The 24,381-nt window shown below is 67.5% G+C and carries 23 protein-coding genes; 10 read left to right on the forward strand and 13 right to left on the reverse strand.

What is annotated here, in order from left to right; translation table 11 throughout:
- Nucleotides 1-67 precede the first annotated feature (67 nt).
- The 6 genes from N2L00_RS11380 to mtrA form a co-directional block, all read right to left on the reverse strand.
- Entirely contained in the window at nt 68-1,282 is a 1,215-nt protein-coding gene (locus N2L00_RS11380) for a winged helix-turn-helix domain-containing protein (protein ID WP_255862711.1), read from the reverse strand.
- A 50-nt stretch (nt 1,283-1,332) separates the two neighbouring features.
- Nucleotides 1,333-2,064: a ribosome hibernation-promoting factor, HPF/YfiA family gene (gene hpf / locus N2L00_RS11385; RefSeq protein WP_255764726.1), complete on the reverse strand. Its 732-nt coding sequence runs from the start codon at nt 2,062-2,064 to the stop codon at nt 1,333-1,335.
- 127 nt (nt 2,065-2,191) lie between these two features.
- Nucleotides 2,192-3,187, reverse strand: coding sequence for a phosphoribosyltransferase family protein (locus N2L00_RS16170; protein ID WP_312847297.1), 996 nt, complete (start codon nt 3,185-3,187; stop codon nt 2,192-2,194).
- A gap of 55 nt (nt 3,188-3,242) precedes the next feature.
- Complete coding sequence (locus N2L00_RS11395; protein WP_255862709.1) at nt 3,243-4,976, reverse strand: LpqB family beta-propeller domain-containing protein; 1,734 nt, start codon at nt 4,974-4,976, stop codon at nt 3,243-3,245.
- Nucleotides 4,966-6,636 carry an MtrAB system histidine kinase MtrB gene (mtrB, locus tag N2L00_RS11400; protein ID WP_255764730.1) on the reverse strand — a complete coding sequence of 557 codons (1,671 nt, stop codon included), beginning with the start codon at nt 6,634-6,636 and terminating at the stop codon, nt 4,966-4,968. The genes N2L00_RS11395 and mtrB overlap by 11 nt, the downstream gene beginning before the upstream one ends.
- A 49-nt stretch (nt 6,637-6,685) precedes the next feature.
- Nucleotides 6,686-7,363: an MtrAB system response regulator MtrA gene (mtrA, locus tag N2L00_RS11405; RefSeq protein ID WP_227918371.1), complete on the reverse strand. Its 678-nt coding sequence runs from the start codon at nt 7,361-7,363 to the stop codon at nt 6,686-6,688.
- 208 nt (nt 7,364-7,571) lie between these two features.
- On the opposite strand from mtrA, the gene N2L00_RS11410 reads away from it, so the two are divergent.
- From N2L00_RS11410 to N2L00_RS11435, 6 genes are read left to right on the forward strand one after another with little or no spacing between them, the layout of a single operon-like run.
- Nucleotides 7,572-8,885, forward strand: a complete 1,314-nt coding sequence (locus N2L00_RS11410; protein WP_255862708.1) for a hypothetical protein — start codon at nt 7,572-7,574, stop codon at nt 8,883-8,885.
- Nucleotides 8,886-8,887: 2 nt separating this feature from the next.
- Entirely contained in the window at nt 8,888-9,574 is a 687-nt protein-coding gene (locus N2L00_RS11415; protein WP_255764732.1) for a DUF4129 domain-containing protein, read from the forward strand.
- Nucleotides 9,571-10,803 (forward strand): DUF4350 domain-containing protein, encoded by a 1,233-nt coding sequence (locus N2L00_RS11420; protein WP_255764733.1) that lies wholly within the window; start codon nt 9,571-9,573, stop codon nt 10,801-10,803. The genes N2L00_RS11415 and N2L00_RS11420 overlap by 4 nt, the downstream gene beginning before the upstream one ends.
- Complete coding sequence (locus N2L00_RS11425; protein ID WP_255764734.1) at nt 10,800-11,834, forward strand: MoxR family ATPase; 1,035 nt, start codon at nt 10,800-10,802, stop codon at nt 11,832-11,834. Before N2L00_RS11420 ends, N2L00_RS11425 begins: the two co-directional genes overlap by 4 nt.
- Before the next feature lie 5 nt (nt 11,835-11,839).
- Nucleotides 11,840-13,132: a DUF58 domain-containing protein gene (locus N2L00_RS11430; protein ID WP_255764735.1), complete on the forward strand. Its 1,293-nt coding sequence runs from the start codon at nt 11,840-11,842 to the stop codon at nt 13,130-13,132.
- Between the two features lie 2 nt (nt 13,133-13,134).
- Nucleotides 13,135-13,809 carry a DUF4166 domain-containing protein gene (locus N2L00_RS11435; protein ID WP_255764736.1) on the forward strand — a complete coding sequence of 225 codons (675 nt, stop codon included), beginning with the start codon at nt 13,135-13,137 and terminating at the stop codon, nt 13,807-13,809.
- A gap of 27 nt (nt 13,810-13,836) precedes the next feature.
- On the opposite strand, the gene N2L00_RS11440 is transcribed toward N2L00_RS11435, so the two are convergent.
- The 4 genes from N2L00_RS11440 to N2L00_RS11455 form a co-directional block, all read right to left on the reverse strand.
- Nucleotides 13,837-14,880 carry a hypothetical protein gene (locus tag N2L00_RS11440; protein ID WP_255764737.1) on the reverse strand — a complete coding sequence of 348 codons (1,044 nt, stop codon included), beginning with the start codon at nt 14,878-14,880 and terminating at the stop codon, nt 13,837-13,839.
- Between the two features lie 61 nt (nt 14,881-14,941).
- On the reverse strand, nt 14,942-15,319 hold the full coding sequence (locus tag N2L00_RS11445; protein ID WP_255764738.1) for a chorismate mutase: 378 nt from the start codon (nt 15,317-15,319) through the stop codon (nt 14,942-14,944).
- 119 nt (nt 15,320-15,438) lie between these two features.
- Nucleotides 15,439-16,590, reverse strand: coding sequence for a tRNA 2-thiouridine(34) synthase MnmA (mnmA, locus tag N2L00_RS11450; RefSeq protein ID WP_255764739.1), 1,152 nt, complete (start codon nt 16,588-16,590; stop codon nt 15,439-15,441).
- Entirely contained in the window at nt 16,587-17,813 is a 1,227-nt protein-coding gene (locus N2L00_RS11455) for a cysteine desulfurase family protein (RefSeq protein WP_255764740.1), read from the reverse strand. Before N2L00_RS11455 ends, mnmA begins: the two co-directional genes overlap by 4 nt.
- Nucleotides 17,814-17,991: 178 nt before the next feature.
- Between N2L00_RS11455 and N2L00_RS11460 the strand changes: the two genes are divergently transcribed.
- Nucleotides 17,992-18,957, forward strand: a complete 966-nt coding sequence (locus N2L00_RS11460) for a YafY family protein (RefSeq protein WP_255764741.1) — start codon at nt 17,992-17,994, stop codon at nt 18,955-18,957.
- Nucleotides 18,958-18,978: 21 nt separating this feature from the next.
- Here N2L00_RS11460 and N2L00_RS11465 read toward each other — a convergent pair whose 3' ends face one another.
- Entirely contained in the window at nt 18,979-20,133 is a 1,155-nt protein-coding gene (locus N2L00_RS11465; protein ID WP_255764742.1) for an epoxide hydrolase family protein, read from the reverse strand.
- Nucleotides 20,134-20,337: 204 nt separating this feature from the next.
- On the opposite strand from N2L00_RS11465, the gene N2L00_RS11470 reads away from it, so the two are divergent.
- From N2L00_RS11470 to N2L00_RS11480, 3 genes are read left to right on the forward strand one after another with little or no spacing between them, the layout of a single operon-like run.
- Complete coding sequence (locus tag N2L00_RS11470; protein WP_255764743.1) at nt 20,338-21,312, forward strand: J domain-containing protein; 975 nt, start codon at nt 20,338-20,340, stop codon at nt 21,310-21,312.
- Nucleotides 21,313-21,353: 41 nt separating this feature from the next.
- Nucleotides 21,354-21,821: a tRNA (cytidine(34)-2'-O)-methyltransferase gene (locus N2L00_RS11475; RefSeq protein ID WP_255764744.1), complete on the forward strand. Its 468-nt coding sequence runs from the start codon at nt 21,354-21,356 to the stop codon at nt 21,819-21,821.
- A gap of 15 nt (nt 21,822-21,836) precedes the next feature.
- Nucleotides 21,837-22,637 (forward strand): class I SAM-dependent methyltransferase, encoded by an 801-nt coding sequence (locus N2L00_RS11480; protein ID WP_255862707.1) that lies wholly within the window; start codon nt 21,837-21,839, stop codon nt 22,635-22,637.
- Between the two features lie 51 nt (nt 22,638-22,688).
- On the opposite strand, the gene N2L00_RS11485 is transcribed toward N2L00_RS11480, so the two are convergent.
- Together N2L00_RS11485 and N2L00_RS11490 are read right to left on the reverse strand one after the other, a co-directional pair.
- Nucleotides 22,689-23,432 (reverse strand): PIG-L deacetylase family protein, encoded by a 744-nt coding sequence (locus N2L00_RS11485; RefSeq protein WP_255764746.1) that lies wholly within the window; start codon nt 23,430-23,432, stop codon nt 22,689-22,691.
- Between the two features lies 1 nt (nt 23,433).
- Nucleotides 23,434-24,381 carry an electron transfer flavoprotein subunit alpha/FixB family protein gene (locus N2L00_RS11490; protein ID WP_255764747.1) on the reverse strand — a complete coding sequence of 316 codons (948 nt, stop codon included), beginning with the start codon at nt 24,379-24,381 and terminating at the stop codon, nt 23,434-23,436.

The raw sequence follows: 24,381 nt of genomic DNA on the forward strand, positions 1-24,381 counted from the left end.
CCGAAATCTGGCGTCCTCAGTCTACGTGAGAGACGTACCGTGAAGGTCCGTTGTTCCCTAAAGACCTTTATTCCCTGCATACTGCCAGCTTCAGGGCGGGAGCCAGGTCTCCCACGGGTTTCACCATTATCTGCCCGAGCCCCAGCCACTGTGCCATGAGCCGCAGCTCTGCAGCGAGTTGACGCGCCGTCTGCGGCGGTGCTCCCGGTTCCGAAAAGGCTGCCTGAACAAGCAGCATACCCGCGGCGCGGTCCGCTTTGAGGTCCACTCTGGCCACCATTTCCTCGCCCAGCAGGAACGGCAGCACATAGTAGCCGAACCGGCGGTCCTGGGGCGGCGTATAGATTTCGATCCGGTAGTGGAAGCCGAACAGTTCCTCGAGCCGCCGCCGCTCGAAGATGAGGGAATCGAACGGACTCAGCAGCGCCTGGCCGGACACGGACCTCGGAACCACCGCCTCCGCGTGCAGGTAGGCCGGCCGTTGCCAGCCCGCCACCTCCACCCGCTCGAGGATGCCTTTCCTTGCAAGGACCTCCGCAGCGATGGCCGTCTCACGCTGCTGCAGACGGAAATAATCGGCAAGCCCCCGAACCGTCGCGACGCCGTGGGCCCGGGCTGCGACCTCGGTCAGGCGCAGCACTGCCTGCTCGGGATCGGATTGTTCCAGCGCCGCTGCGCCTGCAGGATGGACCAGCGCAGTCGGGGCATACAACCGTTCGAACTGCGGGGTCCGCCCGGCGGATCCGATCTGTCCGGCGGCGAACAGATCCTCAAGCACGCGCTTGGCGGCATTCCAGTTCCACCCCCAGCCGGTAGTCTCCCGCACGGCGCTGTGGCCGAGGAGGTCCATGACCTGGCGGGAGGTCAACGGCCTGCCCTCGGTCTGCAGAAGCGTGAGGATACGTTCACGAAGGTCTTCGGCAACCGGGGAAGGCAGGGAATGGGCGGTCATCCAGGTCCGCCGTTGGACCGCGCGGAGGTCCGCAAAGAGCTCGGGTCGGACAAAGCTTGCCTCGTGGGCCCAGTATTCGACCATGCGCCGCGGCCGCCGGGTCCCCAGCCGGTCCAGGATTGCCTGGTCGTAGGGGCCGAGCCGGGAAAAGATCGGGAGGTAGTGGCTGCGGGCAAGCACATTCACGGAGTCGATCTGCAGCAGGGCAAGCCGCTCAAAGGTACGGCCCACCTGCCTTGCGGTGATAAGGCCGGCGGGCCGTTCCCGAGCCAGTCCCTGCGCCGCCAGCGCCGTACGGCGGGCCTGTCGGAGCGAGAGCCGGGTTTTCATCCCCTCATCCTAGGGGAGCCGTCCGGCTGGACGGTCTAGTCGGTGGGTGGTCAGGCGGTGGCGCGGTCGTCCACGGGGGTTTCCGCTACGCGGTAGCCGCGGGTCTCTTCCCGCGGCTCTTCCGCACCGTCTGCGCACTTGGAGTCCAGGGTGATGACCCCGTAGGTCCAGCCCCGCCGGCGGTACACCACCGAAGGCGCGCCGGTTGCGGAATCCACAAACAGGTAGAAGTCGTGGCCGACCATCTCCATATTGTCCACGGCGTCGTCAAGGCTCATGGGGGCACCCGGGAAAACCTTGCGCCGGATCAATACGGGGCAGTCGCCGGTGGCGTCTTCCTCTGCTGTGTTCTGGGCGTTCTCATCGTTGGCCCGTTCCTCGGCGGCCGCCGCGACCTGCGCGTAGAGCGGCTCCGAGGTGCTCACGGGACCAAGATCAGCGGTGGCAACCCGGACGGGCACCGGAGCGTGGCGCCCGTGGTGCACCTTGCGCCTGTCGCTTGCCCGACGCAGCCGTTCCAGCAGCTTTCCGTACGCGAGGTCGAACGCCGCGAACTTGTCTCCGGATGTTGCTTCGGCACGGACAATCGGACCGCGGCCGGTGACCGTGATTTCCACGGTGAGGGCGCTGTCTGCGTCCCGGACGTTGCCCTGCTTCGTGACCCTGGCCTCCACCCGCTGGACCTTGTCGCCGAGCGCCTCCACTTTGCCGATTTTCTCTTCGGCGTACTCGCGGAACCGGTCTGAGACTGCAACGTTACGTCCGCTGATCATGAATTCCATGGTGCCCTCCAATAGATTTCGGTGACACAACAACGGCCGCTGCCAGATTGCCTTCGCGACCGTTGCCGCAGGATAGCCCCGCTACTTGAAGCTATCCATACTCAACACGTTAGATCACCGTGGAGCTTTATTCACGTCCCTCGTTTCCGTTTCCGACGTCCATGGAACGTGGCCCCGGAACGGCAGGGTCTGCGGGACTTGTGTTACGTGCCGGGGCCGGTGTGGCTGCCAGGACGGCGGCACCCTCTACCCGGGCGCCGGCCCGGCGCAGTGCCCGTGCCGTCTCCGCAATAGTGGCTCCCGTGGTCAGCACGTCATCAACCACCAGGCAGTTGACTCCGGTTAGTCCTCCGGGCCGACCGGCGGTCATGGTGTTCCGGACGTTGCGCCGCCGCGCGTTGCGGCCAAGTCCCTTTTGCGGGCCGGACGCGCCGGCCGGTCCTCCCCCGCGGCTCCGCAGCCGTGTGCCCGCAGGGCCGTACCCGGCAGGTATGGACACAAGGGAAGCCACGGCACAGCCGGCCGGCAGCAAATGCCGGCGCCGGAGCCGCGCCAGCAACAGTGCCAGCGGAAAATAGCCGCGTCTGCGAAGCGAGCCGCCCGTGCCGGGAACCGGAACCAGCAGCAGTGGAATATCCCCAGCCCTTCTGCGTGCATCCGTTACCGCGGCCTGCAGGACTCCGGCCAGGGCCGGGGCCAGGAACCCGGCCAGGTCGGTGTGCCCCCGGTTCTTAAAAGCCAGGAGGGTCCGCGCGAGCCCGCCTGTATACACACCTGCAGCCAGGACCGGCAGCGGGACAAAGAGACCCGGACCAGTGCCGGGGACCGGAGCTCCCGGTTCTGCGGCTGGAAGGGCGCCGGCACCTTCCTGCGCGGAATACGGATGCAGCGTGCCGCGCCGGATCCCCGCCGCACAGATCCTGCACAAAGAATGATCCGGCGCTCCGCAGGCCACGCATGACACAGGCGCAAGCCCGGCGGCCAAGCCGGACACCGCCGCGGCGATTCCCTGTCCCGCCGGGGAGTAAAGCAGCCGGTCCAGCTGCCGGTTCGGCATATCCATCCGTCCACGATGGGGCCGGCGCGGACCCAACGCGCGGCGGTGCCGCCCGCCCGGGGACATCCAACCGGGCGATTGGCTCGATCAGGCCGCTGTGGAGGAAATCAGGAGCGCTGCATCACCCCGGGAAAGCCGGGTCCCGGATTCCTTCCGTCCGGAGCGTCCAGCTACTGCCGACCTTGTTGAAGATGCCCTCTGAGGTCTGGATGAAAATGTCTTCAGCGCCGTTTCCTGCGCTCAGTCCCGTAATTCCTTCCTTCACGGAAAGCGGATCCGGAACGCGTGCTGTGCTGAGGATTACCGGCGCGGCTTCCTCGGCACCGGACTGCACCGCAACCACTGTGTCTTCCGAGGCCCATTTGACCCGGTCCACGGCCCCCGCTTCCGGGGGCACCTGAAGAATTGTCGGAACCGTGAGGGAGACGGGAACACCTTCGGGTGACCTCACGACGCCGGCAATCATGACCTCGCTGCGTCCGTCCCGGTTCGCCGCCACCAATGCCCGCGTACCATCGCGGGATATCCGCAGTTCAGTCACGGTTTGACCCTCCAGCCACGGCGCGGAAAGCACGGCCGCGGAACTGCTGTTTCCCCCGGGCGGTATCGCGAGAACCTGGGATCCGGTGCCCGTGGGTTGGGAGGTCCAGACCCATCGGCGTGGATCCACGCTGGGGGCCGTAAATCTTTCGGCCTCGGCCACCACGGAAACGTCCTGTCCGGTTCCCGTCACCAGCAGCGTGTTTTCCTGGCTGTTCAGGAAGGCGATGACCGATCCGTCCACCGACATGGCGGGATGCCGGGGGCCGTACTCCGCCACTGAGGGAATATCCCCGATCGGCTCGGGACCGTCGGCGTAGTAGGCAAGTTCGTCCTGATAGACCACAATCTGGGTGGCTCCGGCGGACGGATCGGCCACGGCGGACTGCAGCTCGCCGCTGCCCTTGCCCAGGTCAACGTCCCGCTGGTCCACTGTCATGCTCACGGAGGTGACGTTGTTGAGGCCGCGCAGGTTCTGCTCAAGCTGCTTCACCATCTGCTGGCGGTTCCGGTCGCTGGAGTCCCGCAGCGATTCGGGTGCGAAGTCCACGACAGCCTCTCCCGAGGCCACCGGAACGGCATCGCGTGCCAATGCGGTGCCGGCAGGGAAGGCGCTGAGGACTGCGCCCTGGAGGTACGGAGCCGGGCCTACCAGGAGTTCCTTGACGATGTTGGCGGCAATGCCGGCCCGCTGGATGAACCACCGCGTATCCGGGACCCAGTACTGGTAGTCACTCGAATAGAAGTAGAGGTTATGGGCGATGAAGATCGCAGGGAAACTGGCGAGGGACACGATGATCCCGTCGGGGACGGCGCTGAGCCTCCACTGTCCCTGCACCTTTTCGAGCCGGACGGGGAATGCTTCGGTGCTGCCCTCCGGGGCGTCCGTCCGGATGCCCCGGGAATCCACGCTCCCCTGCACTTCCAGCTGGATCTGGAACAGGTCCGGTTCCGGCATGGCCACGATGCGTGAGGACCGGTAAATGGTCACCCGTTCCGTGGGGGACCATGTAGTCGCCACTTCCGGTGCCAGGAATTGCCGGGCCACGCTGTAATCGTCGGCGGCGCCCTTACCTGCGTCCATAAAGCCGCGGATGATGTCCTGCGGCGAGGCATCCTCGGCCGGACCCTCGGGTGAGAAAACCGCATCCTCGCCCGTTTCCCCGCTGTTCTCCGCCGATGCCGTGCCTACCGGTCCGACGGTGGGTATCGAGGAGCAGCCGACCAGGACAAGGACGATGCTGAGCCACAGGACCAGCATCCGTCCGGCCCGTCCCCGCCGTGCCTGGGGCAGCACCTTCCGCTTAGTAGGCATCAATTTCCTCTTCCCGGGCCGGAGCCGCAGCAGTGAGCGCCAGGGGTCCGGCAACGACCTCGCGGGGAGACAACGGCACCGGGGATGATTCAAAGCCTGCACCGTGACGGCGGGGAAGCGTCAGGCGGAAGCAGGATCCGTTTCCCGGTTCGCCCCAGGCCTCGAGCCAGCCGTTGTGAAGCCGTGTGTCTTCGGTGGCAATGGACAAGCCCAGCCCGCTGCCGCCCGTGGTACGTGCACGTGCCGGATCCGCCCTCCAGAAGCGGTCGAAGACATGGTCGGCGTCCTCTTCGGTCATCCCGATGCCATGGTCGCGGACCGCTATGCCCACAGCATCCTCGGAAGCTGCTATCGCAATCTCGATGGGTTCTCCTTCGCCGTGCTCCAATGCGTTCACCAGCAGGTTGCGCAGGATGCGTTCGATCCGGCGCGGGTCGGCGTCCACAACGCAGCTCGCCTCCTTGGAGACCACAACCACCTCGGAGCCGCAGTTGTTGGCGAGCGGCTCGGTGGCGTCAATCACGTCACGGACAATATGGAAGACATCGGTAGGTTCCAAATCGAGCGCGGCCGCCCCGGCGTCGAACCGGGAAATCTCCAGCAGGTCCGCCAGCAGCGCCTGGAACCGTTCCACTTGGTGATACAGCAGTTCGGTGGAGCGCCGGTACATCGGATCAAAGCTGTCGCGTGCTTCGTAGAGCACCTCCGCGGCCATGCGCACTGTGGTGAGCGGAGTCCGCAGCTCGTGGGACACGTCGGAAACAAACACCTGCTGCATACGCGACAGTGTAGCCAGCTGGGTGATCTGGTCCTGGAGCGTGCCGGCCATGCGGTTGAACGACGCCGCCAGGCGTGCAACTTCATCCTCGCCCTTGACCTCCATGCGCTCCTGCAGCTCCCCCGCTGCCAGCTTCTCCGACACCTCTGCCGCATCGCTGACCGCACCCAGTCCGGCCTTGGCTACGATCCACGCGATCGTGCCGCTGATGGCAAGCAGCAGGAATCCGGCAATCCAGAGAATCCGGTGGATGTCGTCGAGCGTCTCCTGCATCGAATGCAGGTCATAGATCAGGTAGAGGGCATATTCGGAGCTGTCCGGGGGCAGTGTGACCTTGGTGCCGAACGCAATGCCGGGCTCTCCGTTGGCGAGCTCAAGCGGAGACCAGAACACGTAATCCGTCTCGGACGCTGTGGCGTCGCTGGCAATAACGGCGTCGCTGAGGGCCACGGGAATGCCGCTGGCGGTGATGGTTCCGCTGTTCACCGAGGACGTGACATACAGGGGGTCCTGGGTCGGCAACGGGGTGAGCAGATAGGTCCGCTGAGCGTCTGCACCCTGCCCTTCCAGCAGCGGAAGGGTGTCCATGACCAGCCGGTCGGTACCCTCCCGGTCGCTCGCGGCGGTGTCCCGGAAGTTGTCCTTCACCTTGGACAGACCGGCCGTCGCTTCGGTCCGGAACTGGGTCAGCCGCTCTTCATAGAGGGAATCGGCAATCTGATGGGAGAGGAAAGCACCGATCCCCGCGCCGGCGAGCGCCACCAGGAGGAGCGTGGAAACGACTGTCTTGAACTGCAGGGACCTCCGCCACTGGCGGGCGATCCGATGGAAAGTGGCACGCCGGAAGGAATCGCGCAGGTGCGCCAGGCCCTGCAGGGCCATGTCCAATTTAGGGGATTTCCCGGCCATCCCGGCCAGGAGCCCCGGCAACTTAGCTCTGACCCGCTTTGTATCCGACACCGCGCACCGTCAATACAATCTCGGGTGCTTCGGGGTCGCGTTCAATCTTTGAGCGGAGCCTCTGCACATGCACATTCACCAGCCGCGTGTCGGCGGCGTGGCGGTACCCCCAGACCTGTTCGAGCAGCATCTCGCGGGTGAAAACCTGCCAGGGCTTGCGTGCCAGTGCCACGAGCAGGTCGAATTCCAGCGGCGTGAGGGAAACACTGTCGCTGCCCCGGGTCACGGAATGGCCCGCAACATCAATGGAGACTTCGCCGATCCGCAGGGTCTCCGGCGATTTCTGGTCGCCCGGGCGCAGCCGGGCACGCACGCGCGCCACCAGTTCGGCGGGCTTGAAGGGCTTGGGCACATAATCGTCGGCGCCGGATTCGAGGCCGCGCACGACGTCGGACGTGTCGGACTTGGCGGTGAGCATCACGATGGGGGTGTCGGACTCGCTGCGGATCTGCCGGCACACTTCGATGCCGTCGATGCCGGGAAGCATCAGGTCCAGCAGCACCAGGTCCGGCTTGCTGTTGCGGAATACTTCAAGTGCGGAGGAACCGTCGGCACAGAACACCGGTTCAAACCCGTCGTTGCGCAGCACGATACCGATCATTTCGGCGAGTGCTTCGTCGTCGTCTACGACCAGTATGCGTGCCTTCATAGCTCCCTGTTTCCGCTGCTTGACTCACGCGCCGCTGCGCGCCCGGAGCAGCATCGACTGCCGCTCCCCCGGCGTTAAAGCCGACTAGGTTAATCCCTATCATCCTAAGGGACACATTTCCCGCCACGGCTCGCCGGGTGCTGTTTGGGCGGAGCGTCACTATAGTCGAGGTAAATAGACGCTAGTGCCTGCGGGGGAACGGCTGAGGATGAGCGAGCAAGAACACAACAACCGGAACAACAGCGGCCCGGACAGCGGACAGCAAACCACGGCGCAGAACGACGGCGCCGGGGGGCCCGTGCCCGGAATACCGCAACCGCCCGTAAATCCATGGGCGCAGCAGGCTCCCCCGCCACCCGGATTACCTCAGCCGCCGGTAAACCCGTGGGCGCAGCAGCAGGGTAATGCGTGGACACAGCCACCCGCCGCACCGGGGTACGCGCCCCCGGCATCCGCCTGGGAGCAGCCCAATCCCTACCGGGGCGGCCCCCTCCCCCAGCCCGGCTACACGCCGCCGCCCAAACCGGGCATCATTCCCCTGCGTCCCCTAGGACTGGGTGAAATCCTGGACGGCGCGTTCCAGGCGTGCCGCCGCAATGCGTTGGCCGCCTTCGGCAACGCGTTTGTAGTCCAGGCCGTCATAACGCTGCTGGTTGTCGGATTGGGTGCGGGCTTCTTCGTCTCCGTAGACGGGTGGCTGCAGAGCGGATCGGCGAGCGGAGAAGTCACAGGGCCGGTCCTGGGGACGGTCGTCGGGGCGGTTTCGACCCTCGGCGGCCTCTCCCTGGCCGGGGTACTGATTGTCCAGGGCCTCCTGGTCCTTCCGGTGGTGCGGTCCATCCTTAACCTGCGGACCGGCTTCGGCCAGGTCTGGCGGCTGGCGCGCGGATCGCTCGGTCCGCTTGCCGGCCTCGCCTTACTGATGCTGGCCGGTGCCGCCGTGGGCGTCACGGTCCTCGCCGTGCTGGTTTACCTGATCATCGATACTCTCGGTGCAGCCGGGCTGCTCGTGGTGATACCGGCCCTGTTCGCGGTGGTTGCCGCGGTGGTGTGGGTCTCGGTGAAACTCTCCCTCGCACCGGCAGCACTGGTATTGGAAGGTATCGGTGTCTTTCCTGCGATTCGGCGGTCCTGGCGCCTCACCGGGCGCAACTGGTGGCGCACCTTCGGGATCATGGCCCTGACGAGCCTGATCGTCAATGTCCTGTCCCAGGTCCTTACGGTCCCGCTCTCCTTCGCCGCGAGCATGCTCACCCTGACGGACAGCACCGTCCTCATCGGCGTCAGCGTTGTCCTGATCTTCGCCTTCTCCCTGCTCCTGACCGCGGTGGCCTGCGGCTTCCAAAGTGCCGTCACAGCCCTGCTGTATGTCGACCTCCGCATCCGCCGGGAAGGCTTCGACCTTGCCTTGATGAAGGATCAGGAGAATCCGCAGGCACAGGATTCCGACTTCCTGCCCGGCCGGAATGCCGTGCCCATGGCCCGGAACACGCCGCATGGTCCCCCTGCGGGCATGAAGTAGACATGCCGTCCACAGCACGCCCATGGTTCGGCGCCGCCGGGGAAGCCCCGATCGAGCCCGATGCAGACCAGGCGCGGGACTGGGCGCGCGAAGAGTTGTCCAAGCGCGTGTACGAAGAAGCCCAACCCGGCCTGCTCGACCGGTTCTGGGCACGGGTCGGCAAGTGGCTGAACGAGTTGTTCGAGGATGCGGACGGGCTCGGCGCGGGTCCCGGAGTCCTGATACTGGTCCTGGCCGCCGTCGTGCTGGTGGCCGTCGCCATTCTCGTGATTCGCCCCCGGTTGAATGCGTCCGTGAAAAAGCGGACCGGGGTCTTCGCCCACGACGTCGTGGAACGGGCAACCGACCACCGTATCCGCGCGGAGCAGGCCGCCGCGGAGCACCGCTGGAATGATGCCCTTGCCGAGTCTTTCCGCGCGATGGTCCGCTCGGCGGAGGAACGGGTCATCTTCGATGCCCGGCCGGCCCGAACGGCTGCCGAAGCCGGTACCCGGCTGGCCGCCGCCTTCCCGGACCACCGCCCCGGGATCACCTGGATCCAGCAGCGGTTCGATGAGGTGCTCTACGGGAAGGCGGTTGCCGCGGAACCGGATTACGGACGCGCAGCCGCCCTTGATACGGCTTTGGAAGCAGCCCGGCCGGCAACTCCGGCATCGGCTGAACCGCCGTCGCTGGCGGTGCCGAAGTGAGCCGGGCCGCCAGTGAAGCGGCGCCCGCCGGCGGCCTTGAAGCCAGCGGCGGCAATGAGGAGCCCGGGCAGCCCCGGAGCCGCGGCAGGTTCACGGCCTGGCTGCGCCGGCACCGGGTCCCGCTTCTGCTTCTGCTGCTGCTCTGCGCAGTTGTGGTTGCTTCCGTCTGGGGACGCGCTGACCACGACACCGCTGCGCTCTCCCCCGCCAACCCTGCCCCGGACGGAGCCATGGCTGCCGCCGAAATCCTGGCGGACCGGGGAGTGGACGTACAGCACCACCAGACGATGGCGGAAGCGCTGGCCGCCCTTGAGGATAATCCCGGGGCGACTTTGCTGTTCCTTGACCCCTCGGGCTTCCTCACCGGTGAACAACGCCAGGACCTCGCCGATGCTGCCGGCCGGGTAGTGCTCGTGGAACCGTCCTTTGAGCAACTGGCGGATTTCGCCCCCGAGATCCGTTCCGCCGGGCTCCTTCCCGAGGATCCCGACCGTCACCGGCTCGACGCCGGCTGCGGCAACCGGGATGCGGAGGCCGCCGGTGCCGTTGAAGCCGGCGGGAAAACCTACCGCGGTCCGGTCACCTGTTTCCCGGCTCCCGGCAGCCAGGGCACCGACGCCGCGGGTTCCTACGCGGCCACCACGAGCGGATCCGCCGTGGTGCTTGGCAGCGCCGACCTGATCGCCAACGAAAGCGTCGCACGCGAGGGCAACGCCGCACTGGCCTTTCGAACGCTCGGCGCGGACGACACACTGGTCTGGTACCAGGCCGGCCCCTTCGACGTTCCCCCTTCGGAAGCGCCCGCCGATCCCTTCTCCCTACTGCCCGCATGGGTGAATCCGCTCCTGTTCTGGCTCCTGCTGGTCGCCTGCGCGGCTGCGTTCTGGCGGGGACGCAGGCTCGGCCCGCTGATGGAGGAACCCCTGCCCGTTATCGTCCATGCGGCCGAGACCGCTGAGGGCCGGGCCCGCCTGTACCAGGACAGCCAGGCTGTGGCCCATGCGGCCGCCACCCTGCGTGCGGCGGCCTTGACGCGCCTGGCGGCACACCTGCGGGTGGGACCGGGAGCCGGCGTTGACACGGTCACGCGTGCGACGGCGAACGCATCCGGCCGCAGCTATTCCGAGACCGACCATCTGCTCAACCAGCGACTGCCCGGAACCGGCGCGGAACTCGTGCGCTGGGCCCGGGACCTGAAAAACCTAGAGGAAGAGGCCACTTCATCATGAGCCAGCAGTACGAGCCCTACGCCCCCGCAGCCTCCGGAGCCGCCAACGGCACCGCGCCGGCGCCTCCCCCGTCCCCGGGAGAGGACCCTGTGCGGGAAGCCCTGGCGCAGGTCCGGCGTGAGGTTGCCAAGGCGGTGGTGGGGCAGGACGCAGCCGTGACGGGCTTGATCATTGCCCTGCTGGCCAAGGGGCATGTGCTCCTGGAGGGGGTGCCCGGCGTAGCCAAGACGCTGCTGGTACGAAGCCTTTCCGCGGCACTGGACCTGGACACCAAGCGCGTCCAGTTCACCCCCGACCTCATGCCCGGCGATGTCACCGGCTCGCTGATCTACGACAACCGTTCCTCCGGGTTCTCCTTCCGGGAGGGACCGGTGTTCACCAACATCCTGCTCGCGGACGAAATCAACCGCACGCCGCCCAAGACCCAGGCGTCCCTGCTGGAAGCCATGGAAGAACGCCAGGTAACCGTGGACGGTGTCACCCGTCCCCTGCCCGAACCGTTCATTGTTGCGGCAACGCAGAATCCGGTGGAGTACGAGGGAACGTACCCGCTCCCCGAAGCCCAGCTCGACCGGTTCCTGCTCAAGATGACCCTTGACCTGCCCGGCCGCGAGGACGAGATCGAAGTGATCCGCCGGCACAGCGGCGGCTTCGATCCGCGGAACCTCGCCGCGGCCGGTGTCCGGCCGGTCGCCTCGGCCCGGGACCTGGAACTGGCACGCGAGGCAGTGGCCAGGGTGACCGTTGCGCCCGAGGTCCTCGCCTACATCGTGGACCTCGTCCGGGCGACGCGGTCGGCGCCGTCGTTCCAGCTCGGGGTGTCCCCCCGCGGAGCCACGGCCCTCCTGAATACTGCCCGGGCCTGGGCCTGGCTCTCGGGGCGGGCCTTCGTGACTCCCGACGACGTCAAGGCGCTCACCCTTCCCGCCCTGCGGCACCGTGTGGCGCTTCGGCCCGAGGCCCAGATGGACGGGGTCAATGTGGACGATGTGCTGGGAAGCATCCTCGCCACAGTGCCGGTTCCCCGGTAGCCCCGATGGCTGTTTCGGGCCGCTTTGTCCTGCTGGCACTCCTGGGCTCCGTACCCGTGGTGCTTTATCCCGGTGCCGCCTCGATCCTGCTCTGGCTGGCTTTCCTGGCTGCCGCTGCCGGATTGGACCTGCTGCTGGCTGCCCCCGTGCGGCGGCTCCGCGTGGAGCGGCGCCTGCCGGACAGCGTGCGGCTGAGCGAAACGACGGCGGGAACCCTGGTGGTCCGCAATGACGCCAAGGCCCGGCTGCGGGCCGTGGTCCGGGACGGTTGGCAGCCTTCCGCCGGTGCCCGCAACCCGCAGCAGCGCCTGGCCGTTCCGGCCGGTGAAGCCCGGGCCATGGACGTGGTGCTGGAACCTGCCCGCCGCGGGATCCTGAAAAGCGGACATGTGGCGGTCCGCAGTTTCGGGCCTTTCGGACTCGCGGCCCGCCAGCGGACGCTGCCTGTGCCCGGAGAAATCCGGGTGCTTCCTCCCTTCCATGCCAAGCGGCACCTGCCCTCGAAACTGCGCAGGCTGAGGGAGCTGGACGGGAACGCCTCGGTACAGCTGCGCGGGGCCGGGACCGAATTCGACTCGCTGCGCGAATATGTGCGGGGCGACGACGTCCGCTCCATCGACTGGCGTGCCACCGCCCGGCGCCAGGACACCGTGGTGCGGACCTGGCGGCCCGAACGCGACCGCCGGGTGGTCATTGCCCTGGACACCTCCCGGACGTCCGCCGCCCGGATCGAAGACGAACCCCGCCTGGACACCGGCATTGAAGCTACCCTGCTCCTGGCCGTGCTTGCCCGCAGCGGCGGCGACCGGGTGGACTTCCTGGCCTTCGACCGGCGGATCCGGGCGCGCGTGGACTCCGGCGGCAAGGAAAACCTGCTGAGCCGGCTCGTCACTGCCGCGGCACCGCTGGAACCGGAACTCATCGAAGCGGACTTCTCCCTGCTGCCCGGAGCCGTGCACGCCGTGTCCGCCCGCCGTTCCCTGGTCGTCCTGATCACCGCACTGGATTCCGGAGCTGTCGAGGAGGGGCTGGTGCAGGTCCTGCCCCGGCTGCTGGAAAAGCATGTGGTGGTGGTTGCCTCCGTGCGGGATCCCGGCCTGGACGAGCTGCGTTCCGGCGGAGGCACAACGCCGGCAGTCTTCCGTGCCGCGGCAGCCGAGCGGGCCCTCCTCGACCGGGCTGCGGTCAGCGCGCAGCTGCGGTCGATGGGAGCGGAAGTGGTGGATGAGCCGCCGCACGAGCTGGCTCCGAAACTTGCTGATATGTATCTCCGCCTCAAGGCCACCGGAAGGCTGTAGCCGTGGACTCGGTGTACCAGCAGGTCCTCGGAGCAGGGTTCCTTCGCCTGCAGCCCCAGCTGCAGGCGTATTTCAGCCTCGGCCCGGACGCCGCCCGGTTCGGTGAAGGAACCGGCGTCTTTCTCCGCGCCGGTTGCCCGCGGCCCTGGCTGCGTCCGCTGCTGCCGCTGGTTCCGGTGTCCAACGCCTTTTTCCCGGAGTACGGGACCTCCGTCCCCTTCTCCATCCGCAACTATCCGCATCGCGACCCGTGGGGCCGGCCGGCGCTGACTGCGGTCCGCCGCTTTGACTTCCCGGGCCGGCAGCGGACCTTCGAGGACACCACGGTGCTGACCGGGCCCGGGGTCCTGACGGACTATCTGGGCCGCCGCCGCAACCTGGCCACGAACCTGCTGCTGCGGGTCTCGGACGACGGCCACCTGCACATGAATTCCCCGGGAAGCCGGCTGTTCCTCGGTCCGCTGCGGCTGCCCCTGCCGGACTTCGCCGGTGCCGACGCGCAGGTGGAACAGTGGTGGGACGAACAGCAGGACCGGTTCCGGATCCGCACCCGGGTCATCCAGCGGCAGGTCGGCACGGTATTCGAGTACGACGGCGCGTTCAGCTACGCCAGCCGCGATTTCGACGGCGGCCTGCCTGCCGACGTCGAACCGGCACGCTGGGAGCGCCGGACCTAGGTCCGCGCGGACCCGTCCCCGGCAGGTTTACCCCTCGGCTACCACCTGGTTCAATGCCGACGCAGTCTGCGTGAGGCGGGCCAGGACTTTCCGCGCCGCCTCCGGTGAAATATCGGCCAGCCCGGCGGCAGGTGCCAGGCGAAGCGCCGGCAGGTCCTGTTGCGGGAGCCCCAGTTTCCGCCAGGGCCGCAGCACCCGTTCCACCAGGTCGGTGACCTGGGGCAGTGCGGCTCCGTCCGCGGGAACCGGAAGGATGCCCAGCCAGATCCGGCGTCCGCCTTCAACGGCTTCGGCGATGCCTTCCCAGTCGCGGGCGTCCAGCCCGTCGGCTGCGAGGGCCGCGCCCTGCGCTCCGGCGCCGACGGCGAGCTCGAACGGTGACCGGGCGCCGGGCCGCAGCGGTCCGAATGCCTCCGCACGGGGCAGGGTGAAGACAGTGTCCGCGCCGACGGCTTCGATTGCCTCGCGGACCTGCTGCCAGGCGCTGGATACCTCCGAAGACGGTACGGAACGCAGTGTGCGGTAGCCGCTGGCGGTGGGGATCCCGCCGGCAAGGACTGCGGCGGCGTCAGGCTCGTCGACCTGCACCGTGATCCGTGCGCCCGGTGCCGACGACGACGCGCGGGCCACATAGTCGCCCACTCCGGCAGTGAAGGACTGGAGAATGTCCCGGCGGGCACCGGCGTCGGACAACGCCCGCTCGCCGTTGTGCAGATAAAGATTCGCGGCAAGCGAGAGCGGTCCGCGGACGGAGATCTTCAACGCCTCGCCTGTGCGTTCTTCGGCTCCGACGACGTCGGCAAGTGCGTTCAGGTCCTGGGTCAGCAGGGACACCGCGCGGCGGTGGTCCTTGCCCGGGCGCTCCACCAGGCGCCAGCCGTGCGGCTGGACATCCACGAAAAGGTCCACAAGCAGGGCGGCGCTCCGTCCGAGCGCGTCGGCCCCCGGCCCGCGCTGCGGCAGTTCAACCAGGAAGGGCAGGTGCGGGTCGCCCAGCTCACCTCGGACTACCCGGCTCGATTCGACCGGATCGGTCCCCGGCCAGCTGCCGAGCGCCGTCGCCGTAACCATGCCGTTTCGTGCTTCGGGTCGGGCGGGCTGCTCCGGAGGAACTGCTTCCCCGCGCCGGTCCTCAGGCCTCCGGGACATCTGTTCCGCCGTTGCGGGTCTGGGAGATTGCCTGATGGTGGCGGATCACTTCGCTGATGATGAAGTTCAGGAATTTCTCCGCGAAGGCGGGGTCCAGATGGGCGTCTGCGGCCAGGCGGCGCAGGCGTGCAATCTGGGCCACTTCCCGTCCCGGGTCCGCCGGCGGCAAGTGGTGCTCCGCCTTCAGATGGCCCACCCGCTGGGTCGCCTTGAAGCGTTCGGCAAGAAGGTACACGAGAGTGGCGTCGATGTTGTCGATGCTGCTGCGCATGGCAAGCAGCTCTTCCATGACATCCTCGGCGACCTTCCCGGAGAGGGAACTTGCCCGCGGATCGAACTCATGGTCCGGTGATTCGCTCATTGGTCCTGTCTGGCTCATTGGACCAGTTTAGGTGGAGCGGCTCCCGGCCCGGAGCAGATTACGCCCGGCTTCGGCGAGGCGCTGCGCCGGTACCGGGAAACGGCCGTAAAACCAGGGCTTTAGGAAACCGCTGCGGGGTCCCATTCAAGGGAACGTGCCGAGTCGATGGTCGCCTGTCCCAGCACTCGGGTTCCCTGGTAAAGCACCATGGACTGGCCGGGGGCAACCCCGCGCATGGGTTCGACCAGCCGGACCACAAGCTCTTCGCGTGTTGCACCGGTGGCCTCGTCGGCTACGTCCTCCATCCAGCCGGTGGCTGCCACGGGGTCGCCGTGGGCGCGGACCTGGACCTTGCAGTCGAAGGTGGTCCGGGCGGCGATCTCGGGGATCGGCAGTCCGGCCCAGGAAATCTTGATGCCGCGCATCTGGTCAATGTTCAGCAGCTGCTCGGGTCCGACCACGACCTTGTTTTCCTTCGGCCGGATTTCCAGGACGAAGCGGGGCTTGCCGTCCGCGGCGGGCGTGCCGAGCTTCAGTCCGCGCCGCTGGCCCACGGTGAACGCGTTCGCGCCGGGGTGGGTGCCGAGCTTCTCCCCCGTCTCGTCCACGATGTCGCCCTCGGTCATGTTGATGCGCTCTTCGAGCCAGCCGCGGGTATCACCGTCGGGAATGAAGCAGATGTCGTGGCTGTCGGGCTTGTTCGCCACGGACAGGCCGCGGCGTTCGGCTTCGGCCCGCACTTCGGCCTTGGACGGGGTTTCGGCCAGCGGGAACATGCAGTGGCGCAGCTGCTCCTCCGTGAGCACGCCCAGCACGTAGGACTGGTCCTTGGCCCAGTCGGCGGCACGGTGCAGCTCCGGGTTGCCTTCGGCGTTCGTGATCACCTTGGCGTAGTGGCCTGTGCAGACGGCGTCGAAGCCCAGCGCGAGCGCCTTTTCCAGCAGGGCGGCGAACTTGATCCGTTCGTTGCAGCGCATGCAGGGATTGGGTGTGCGTCCGGCGGCGTATTCGGCCACGAAGTCGTCCACGACGTCTTCCTTGAACCGCTCGGAGAAGTCCCAGACGTAGTACGGAATGCCGAGGATGTCGCAGGCGCGCCAGGCGTCGCGGGAGTCTTCGATGGTGCAGCAGCCGCGGCTGCCGGTGCGCAGGGTGCCCGGCATCCGGGACAGCGCAAGGTGGACGCCGACGACGTCGTGCCCGGCCTCCACTGCCCGTGCCGCGGCCACGGCGGAATCGACTCCGCCACTCATTGCTGCCAAAACCTTCATGAAGTAAAACCTGTTCCTGCTGTTTGGATGCTGCTTACGTGTCCGGCCATGCCGGCCTTCTTGGCCCGCTCATATGCTTCGGGAAGTGCCTGCAACAAAGTGTCAACGTCTTCGGCGGTGGTTGTATGCCCGAGGCTGAACCGTTGGGCACCGCGGGCCTCGGTTTCGGTCAGTCCCATCGCCAGGAGTACGTGCGAAGGCCGCGGGACGCCGGCTGTGCAGGCAGACCCGGTCGAGGACTCCACTCCGGCCAGATCCAGCAGGAAAAGCAGTGAATCGCCTTCGCAGCCGGGGAAGGTGAAGTGGGCGTTGCCCGGCAGCCGGCGTCCGCCGCCGTCGTCGTCCCGCGCGCCCCGCAGGACTGCCTCCGGAATGGCCCGCTCGACGCCGGTGATGAGGTAGTCGCGGAGCGTGCGCAGGCGTTCGGCCTCGTCCGTCAGGTGCTCGGCGGCGTCCTGCGCTGCCGCGGCGAACGCTGCTATTCCCGCGGTGTCCAAGGTGCCGGAGCGGATGTCCCGTTCCTGTCCGCCGCCGTGCTGGACGGGCGTGAGCTTGACGGCACGGCCAACAACCAGTGCACCCACTCCCACCGGGCCACCGATCTTGTGGGCGCTGAGGGCCATCGTGTCCAGGCCGGCGGACCGGAAGCCGATCGGCAGCGCGCCGAAAGCCTGGACCGCATCCGAATGGACCGGGACGCCGTATTCGTGGGCCAGGGAAGCGATGGCCCGGATGTCTTGGACGGTCCCGACCTCATTGTTTGCCCACATAGCGGTGAGCAGCGCTGTGCTGTCTGCGTTGGCTTCGAGTTCGCGTCGGATGGCGTCGAGGGAAATGACGCCCTCGTGATCCACCGGGATCCACACCGGCACCGCGCCTTCATGTTTCTCCAGCCATTCGACGGCGTCCAGCACGGCATGGTGTTCGATGCCGGAGACCAGGATGCGGTTGCGTACCGGGTCGGCATCGCGCCGGGCCCAGAAAAGACCCTTGACGGCCAGGTTGTCCGCTTCGGTACCGCCGGAGGTGAAAATGATCTCCGAGGGATGGCAGCCTGCGGCGGCGGCCAGGACTTCCCTGGAGTCCTCTACGACCATCCGGGCACGTCGGCCCGAACCGTGCAGGGACGAAGGGTTGCCGCTGCGGCTGAGTTCTGCGGTGAGTGCGGCGAGGGCCGAAGCCGAAATCGGCGTGGTCGCCGCGTGATCTAGATACACGGGCACCAACCAATTCTAGCGGTCATGGCGGCTCCTGCCGATTCGGGCGGCTGGGACTTTCCTGACGTTTCCCGCGGCGTGTCCGGTCCCGCTCCGCAACAGTTTCCTGACCGGCACCGGTCCGTCGCAGCACCCGGTGCTATTGAGGACGCGGGCTGTCCTCAATAGGGACCACTATTACGTCATGTGGGATACAGCATCGCGCTCATTCGAGGTCCTTCGAAAACTGCAGCGGAGGGGTTTCGTTGCGGGCGAGACCCTGGCTTTCGACTTCGGGGTGACAACCCGCACCATCCGCCGCGACGTGGCACGGCTGCGCGACCTGGGGTACCCGATCGACACGCGCCTGGGTATCGACGGCGGCTACTCGCTGGAACCGGGCACGGTGCTCCCGCCGATTTTCCTCAGCATGGATGAAGCGTTGGCCTGCGCCCTCGCACTGCGCCGGTGGAACGAGGCGGCTGAACCGCACTTGGCGGCCGGCGCGCTGCAGAAGGTCCTCGCCTCGATGCCCAAACGCGTGCAGTGGATCATGACGGCCCTCGACCAGGCAGCAGTCGATCTCGAAATTGACGGCCTCAGGGAACCGGAGCCGGCCCCGGTCGACGTCGGCGTGCTCGGGGAATTAGCCCGGGCCTGTGTCCTGCACCGCCGCGCGGAGTTCCTGCACACGCAGCGCAACGGGAAGGAGGAGATGCGCACAGCGGATTCATTCGCCTTGGTCAACACGGTCCGCCGCTGGTATTTCGTGGCCTTCGACCTGAACCGGGACGAATGGCGCACCTACCGGGTCGACCGGATCTCCACCGTGACGGTGACCGGAGCGCCGGTCCGCGAGCGCGTCTTCCCCGGCACAGGTGTCGAGGCATGGGTGACTCAGCAGCTCCGCACCGGCTGGCAGCAGGTCACGGCCACTGTACGGGTCCACGCCCCGCTGGAGGCCGTGAGCCGGTGGGTGGCGCCGGCGTGGGGAACCGTCGAAGACGACGGCGCGGGGTCCGTTATTGTGCGGGCAGGAGCGGACAGCTACGACGCGATCGCCCGCTGGCTCCTCCTGGTGCAGGCGGACATCGACGTCATCGAGCCTGCGGAGCTGCGCGAAGCATTCGGACGCGTAGCCGCCCGCGCCGCCCGCTCGGCCACGGAGTGAGCGGGAACCGCGGTTTGCCCTTTACCGAAGCGGACGGAAGAAGTCGGAGAGATCGTCCATAAGCAGGGCGGGCTCTTCGAGGGCGGCGAAGTGTCCGCCACGGTCGGTGATGTCGGTCCACCGCGTGATCGTATTCTCCTGCTCGGCATAGCGGCGGATACCGACGTCGTGGGCAAACATGATGACGCCGGTAGGCACACCCGACGGCTCCCTGCGGGCTCCCCATGCCGGTTGCTGGGCGTAGCCGATAAACGCAGCCGTTCCTGCGGAACCGGTGATCCAGTACAGCATGACGTTCGTCAGGATGCGCTCGAGGTCAATGACCGTCTCCGGGAGGGCTTTGTCCGGGAAAGTCCACTTCTGGAACTTGTCCAGGATCCAGGCGAGCAGGCCGGCCGGGGAATCGACCAGGGCTGCGGCTATCGTCTGCGGTCTCGTCGACTGGATCGCGATATACCCGTATTCGTCCTGCAGGAAACGCTGCACCCGGCTTAGCCGATCAAGCTCCAGCGGGGTAAAAGCGGCGAGATCATCGCTGGTGGGTGTCTGCAGCGGCATGCCTATCGACCCGTTGACGTGGACACCCACCACGTTGCGTGGAGCGGCACGTCCGACGTCGGGCGAGACCGCCGCGCCGATATCTCCCCCGTGTGCCCCGTACCGGCGGTAGCCCAGCCGGCCCATGAGCGTTGCCCAGGCGCGGCCGATGCGCGCCGTGTCCCAACCTGCCTCGGTCACGGGGGTAGAGAACCCGAACCCCGGGAGTGAGGGGATCACCAGGTCGAAAGCATCCACAGTGTCCCGTCCGTGCGCGGCCGGATCGGTGAGCGGGCCGATCAGATCCAGGAACTCGACAAAGGAACCGGGCCAGCCGTGGGTGAGGAGGAGCGGCAACGCGCCCTCGGCCTTCGAGCGGATGTGGAGGAAGTGGATCTGCTGGCCGTCGATGACAGTGGTGAACTGGGGCAGCCCGTTCAGGGCAGCTGCATGCAACGCCCAGTCGTATTCATCGGCCCAGTACGCAACCACGCGTTCGAGGTAGCCGGACGGGACACCCGTTGCCCATTCTTCCCCTGGCAGTGCGGGCGCGAACCGTGTTCCCCGGAGCCTGTGGCTGAGCCGGCCTACCAGAGCCGGGTCGATCGGGATGCTGAAGGGCTGGATCTGCTCATTCACGGGTTCCTCCGCCGGTCGTAGGTCGGGGACAGATCCCCGATGTACGCCGACGATACGGATCCCGCAGGACACACCCTGTCCTCCTCTGCCCCGGCGCGGAAAATTCATCGTCCCGGATACCCCTTCCCCCGCCCAGGCTGCGGTGCAGGGACGACCGGTAGACTTGCCTCACGCAGCCGGACCAGCCGCCCGAGAGGAACCGCTTTGAGCCCGTCAGACCCGACGCTCTATGAGGTTTTAGGCCTGACCCGCGCGGCATCGGCGGTCGAAATCAAGACCGCCTACCGGAAGGCAGCCCGGAACGCCCATCCGGACCAGGGCGGCACGAGCGAGAGCTTCCACCGGGTCACGGAAGCATACCGGGTGCTCTCCGATCCGCGGCGAAAGGCCGCGTACGATCGCCGGTTCGGCCAGGGCACGGACGCCGGCAGCACCGGCGCCGCTGCCGGCAGCAGCTCCGGCAGCCCGTCCAGCCGGGCCGCGGGAACCGGGTCCGCCCCCGAACGGACCACGGCAGACCTGGACCGGCCGCCGGTGTTTGTCCCGGATTTCTCCCCGAAGAATCCTCCCCTCATCCCCCTGGTCCTGGCCGGACAGCAGGTCCACGGCGCACCGCGCCGTCCGGGTTTCTTCTCGCGGATCGGCTCCAACGCCGCGGGACGCTTCGAGGCCGAAAACCGGACCATCCACCTGCTGGAACGCGAATTGCTGGAGGACTACCCGGCCGCGCGCCTAATCAACGGCCTCCATATTCCGGACACGGGACCGCGCGGCGGCAACCTCGATGTCAGCCACGTGCTGCTGGGCGGCTACCGCATGGCAGTCCTGGGTTCGCTGATGGCCTCGCCCGGCAACTACCGGTGGGACGGACAGCATCTGCTGCACCGCGGCCGGGAGGTGTCCACCCTGCGGCTGGCCGATGCGGTGCGCACCCTCCAGTCCCGCTTTCCGGAGTGCAATGCCACGGGCTGGCTTGTCCTCCACAGCCCTAACGGGAATCCCTTCGAGCCCATCGTCGATTACCCGCCGAGGCTGAGCCGCTCAGCGCCCGCGACCCTGCATGTCGCCAATCCCGGCGGCCTGCTGCGGGAGCTGCGGAGGTTCTTTGCCGAAGGCCCCCAGCCGAACACCGTCCAGCTGCCGGTGCTGGCGCCGTTGATCGACGCGACCACCCGTTGACTGATGCGTTGGGGCCCCGGTGACGGGCATAGGATGTATTCGTGTTCCGTATCCTCTTCCATTCCCCTGAAATCCCCGGCAACACCGGAAATGCCATTCGCCTTGCCGCCATCACGGGGGCCGAGCTCCACCTGGTTGAGCCCCTCGGCTTCAGCCTGGAGGATTCCAAACTTCGGCGCGCAGGCCTGGATTACCACGACCTCGCCGTCCTGCATGTCCATGCGAGCCTGCAGGACGCCTGGGACGCCCTGAAACCCGAGCGCGTATATGCCTTCACCTCGGACGGTGACACTTCCTACACAGATATCGAGTATCGTGCCGGAGACGTCCTGATGTTCGGCCGCGAGTCGGTCGGGCTTTCGGACGAGGTAAAGAAGGACCCGCATGTCACCGCCCGGGTACGGCTGCCCATGCTGCCCACCCTGCGCTCCCTGAACCTGGCGAACTCCGCCTCCATAGCCGTTTACGAAGCCTGGCGCCAGCACGGCTTCGCCGGCGCCCAGCTCTAGCGAAGGATTCTTCCCATGCCTGAACTCCACATCGGCAACGCGTTCGACGACGGCGCCGCCGACTTCGAGCGGCTCGCGCCGTCGCTCTGGAATCCCATGGGAAATGCGCTCGTGGCCGCGGCGGACATCACGCTCGGCAACCGGGTCCTGGACGCAGGCTGCGGCACCGGTGCATCCACTATCCCGGCCGCGCAGTTCGCCGGTCCCGACGGCGTCGTCGACGGGGTGGACCTCAGTGCAGGGATGCTGGCCCTGACCCAGGCCAAGGCAGACACGCTCTCGCTCAACAACGTCCACCTTGCACAGGCCGACCTCACCTCGTGGCAGGCGGAGGAACCCTACGACGCGGTGGTCTGCGCCTACTCCCTGTTCTTCGTTCCGGAAATGGACGCCGGCGCCGCCCACCTCGTGTCGCTGCTTCGCAGCGGCGGGCGCTTCGCCCTCAGCACGTGGGCCGAAGGTTCCTGGGAGCCCTTCAGGGAGCTGCTGTGGAAAGCCTGCCTGCAGGAACGGCCCGACCTTGACGGCCTCCCCCAGTCGGGAGCCGAAAACGTCCAGCGGCTCCAGACGCCGGAGCAGCTCACGTCTTGGCTCGAGTCCCTGGGCCTGACCGAAATCACCGTGGCCCCCACGCCGGGACAGGTCCAGCTCAGCCCGTCCCTCGCCTGGTCGCTGGTGCTCGGCGGCGGTTACCGGATGCTGCTGCCCGAAGATCCGGCGGCCGTGGACCGGGTCCGGACCGCGTTCCTGGCCGAACTCGGTGACGACTTCGCACTGAATACCGACACCCTGATCGCCACGGCTGTCCGCCCGTAGCCGGCCAACGGCAGGGACGGCGGGCAGCACAGCAGGCGATAGCTGCGGCAGCTAGAATCCGGCGATGGTCTCCGGGGTGTTCACGCCTACGGCGTGGAAGGTTTCCGCGCTGACGCCCTCGGCCAGGCCGTGCCGGCGGGCGTTGTCCTGCAGGAACCGCCGGACCGAGGCGTCCATGCCCTCGATGTCCGGATGCTGGCTCGCATGGACCCGGATGGCGGCAAGCTTGACGTCTACCGTGGAACTGACATCCACGGCAGTGTTCTCCCGCTCCCGCGGCGCCCCGTAAAACCACAGCCACGGCACCTTGTACGCTTCCAGCCCCTGCTCCGCGAGCTCCGGATAGGCGAAGGGATTCTCGGCGGCCGGGTACACGGCGCGAGTCACTATTTCGCCGCAGGCCAGGTGGTCGGGATGGCTGGCCTGGAGGCGGTCCCAGTTCCGTTCGGGGTGCATGGACAGCACGACGTCGGGACGCACGCGCCGGATCTGCTCCACCGCGCGGGCGATCACCGAGTGGTTGGCTTCCAAGTAGCCGTCCCGCTCCCCCAGGAACACAATGTCCTGCACTCCCACCTGCCGGGCCGCTTCCCGCTGTTCACCGCTCCGCAGGGCGCTGACGCCGGAGCGGTCTGTTGGGTCGAAGCCGCCGGCATCACCGGAGGTCATGATGCAGTAGGTGATTTCCGTGCCCTCGCGTGCCCAGCGGGCCAGCGTGCCGGCGGCGCCGAAATCGATGTCGTCCGGATGGGCTGCGAAGGCCAGGGCCCGTGCGGGAGCCGACGTCGGGAACATATCAGGCCCTGCGCTTCCGGATCTCTTCGGCGGCCTGGGGCAGCACTGAGAACACATCGCCGACAATGCCGAAGTCCGCGATCTCGAACACCGGTGCATCGGCGTCCTTGTTGACCGCGACGATCACCTTGGCGGTCTGCATACCGGCCTTTTGCTGGATGGCGCCGGAGATGCCGGCGGAAATGTACAACTGCGGGGAGACGGTCTTGCCGGTCTGTCCCACCTGGGCGGAATGTTCAATCCAGCCTGCGTCCGTGGCCGCACGGGACGCGCCCACCGCTCCGCCGAGGAGGTCAGCGAGTTCCTCCACGGGACCGAAGTTCCCGTCCATGCCGCGTCCGCCCGCAACGATCACCCGTGCCTCGGCCAGTTCGGGACGTCCGCTCACGCGCTTGCCGGAGCGGCCGGTGACCCGTGCGGCAGGGCCGGTTTCCGAGAGCGGAACCTCGACCCGCTGCGGAGCCGGGGCTGACGGAGCGGCCGGTGCGGGCTCGACGCTGTTGGCCTTCACGGTGATGATGGGCGTGCCGGTGCGTACCCGGCAGGTCGAGGTGTAGGACCCGGCGAGCACCGACTTGGTGACGGCGAGGTCCGGCGCCACCGCAACGGCGTCAGTGATGACTCCGGAGCCGAGCTTGATTCCGGCGCGGGCTGCAATCTCGCGGTCCTCGAAGGAGTTGCCCAGCAGGATCGCGGCGGGCTGCTCGCTCTTGGCGGCGTCCGCCAGGAAGGCAGCCTTCGCGGCCACTAGGACGGTGTCCAGTTCCCCGGCCGGCTCATAGACCTTCACGGCGCCGTGGGAGGCAAGTGCGTCGAGCATGGCCGGATCCACCCTGTGGGCGGCAGCTACCGCGGGTTCGCCCACCGTGCCGGCAAGGGTTAGCAGTTCGCGGGCAGCCCGCGGCAGGGGCAGGGCTGGGACATCGAGAAAAACCAGGACGGACGCCAT

The sequence above is a fragment of the Arthrobacter sp. zg-Y1171 genome, assembly GCF_025244845.1.
Classification (GTDB): domain Bacteria; phylum Actinomycetota; class Actinomycetes; order Actinomycetales; family Micrococcaceae; genus Arthrobacter_B.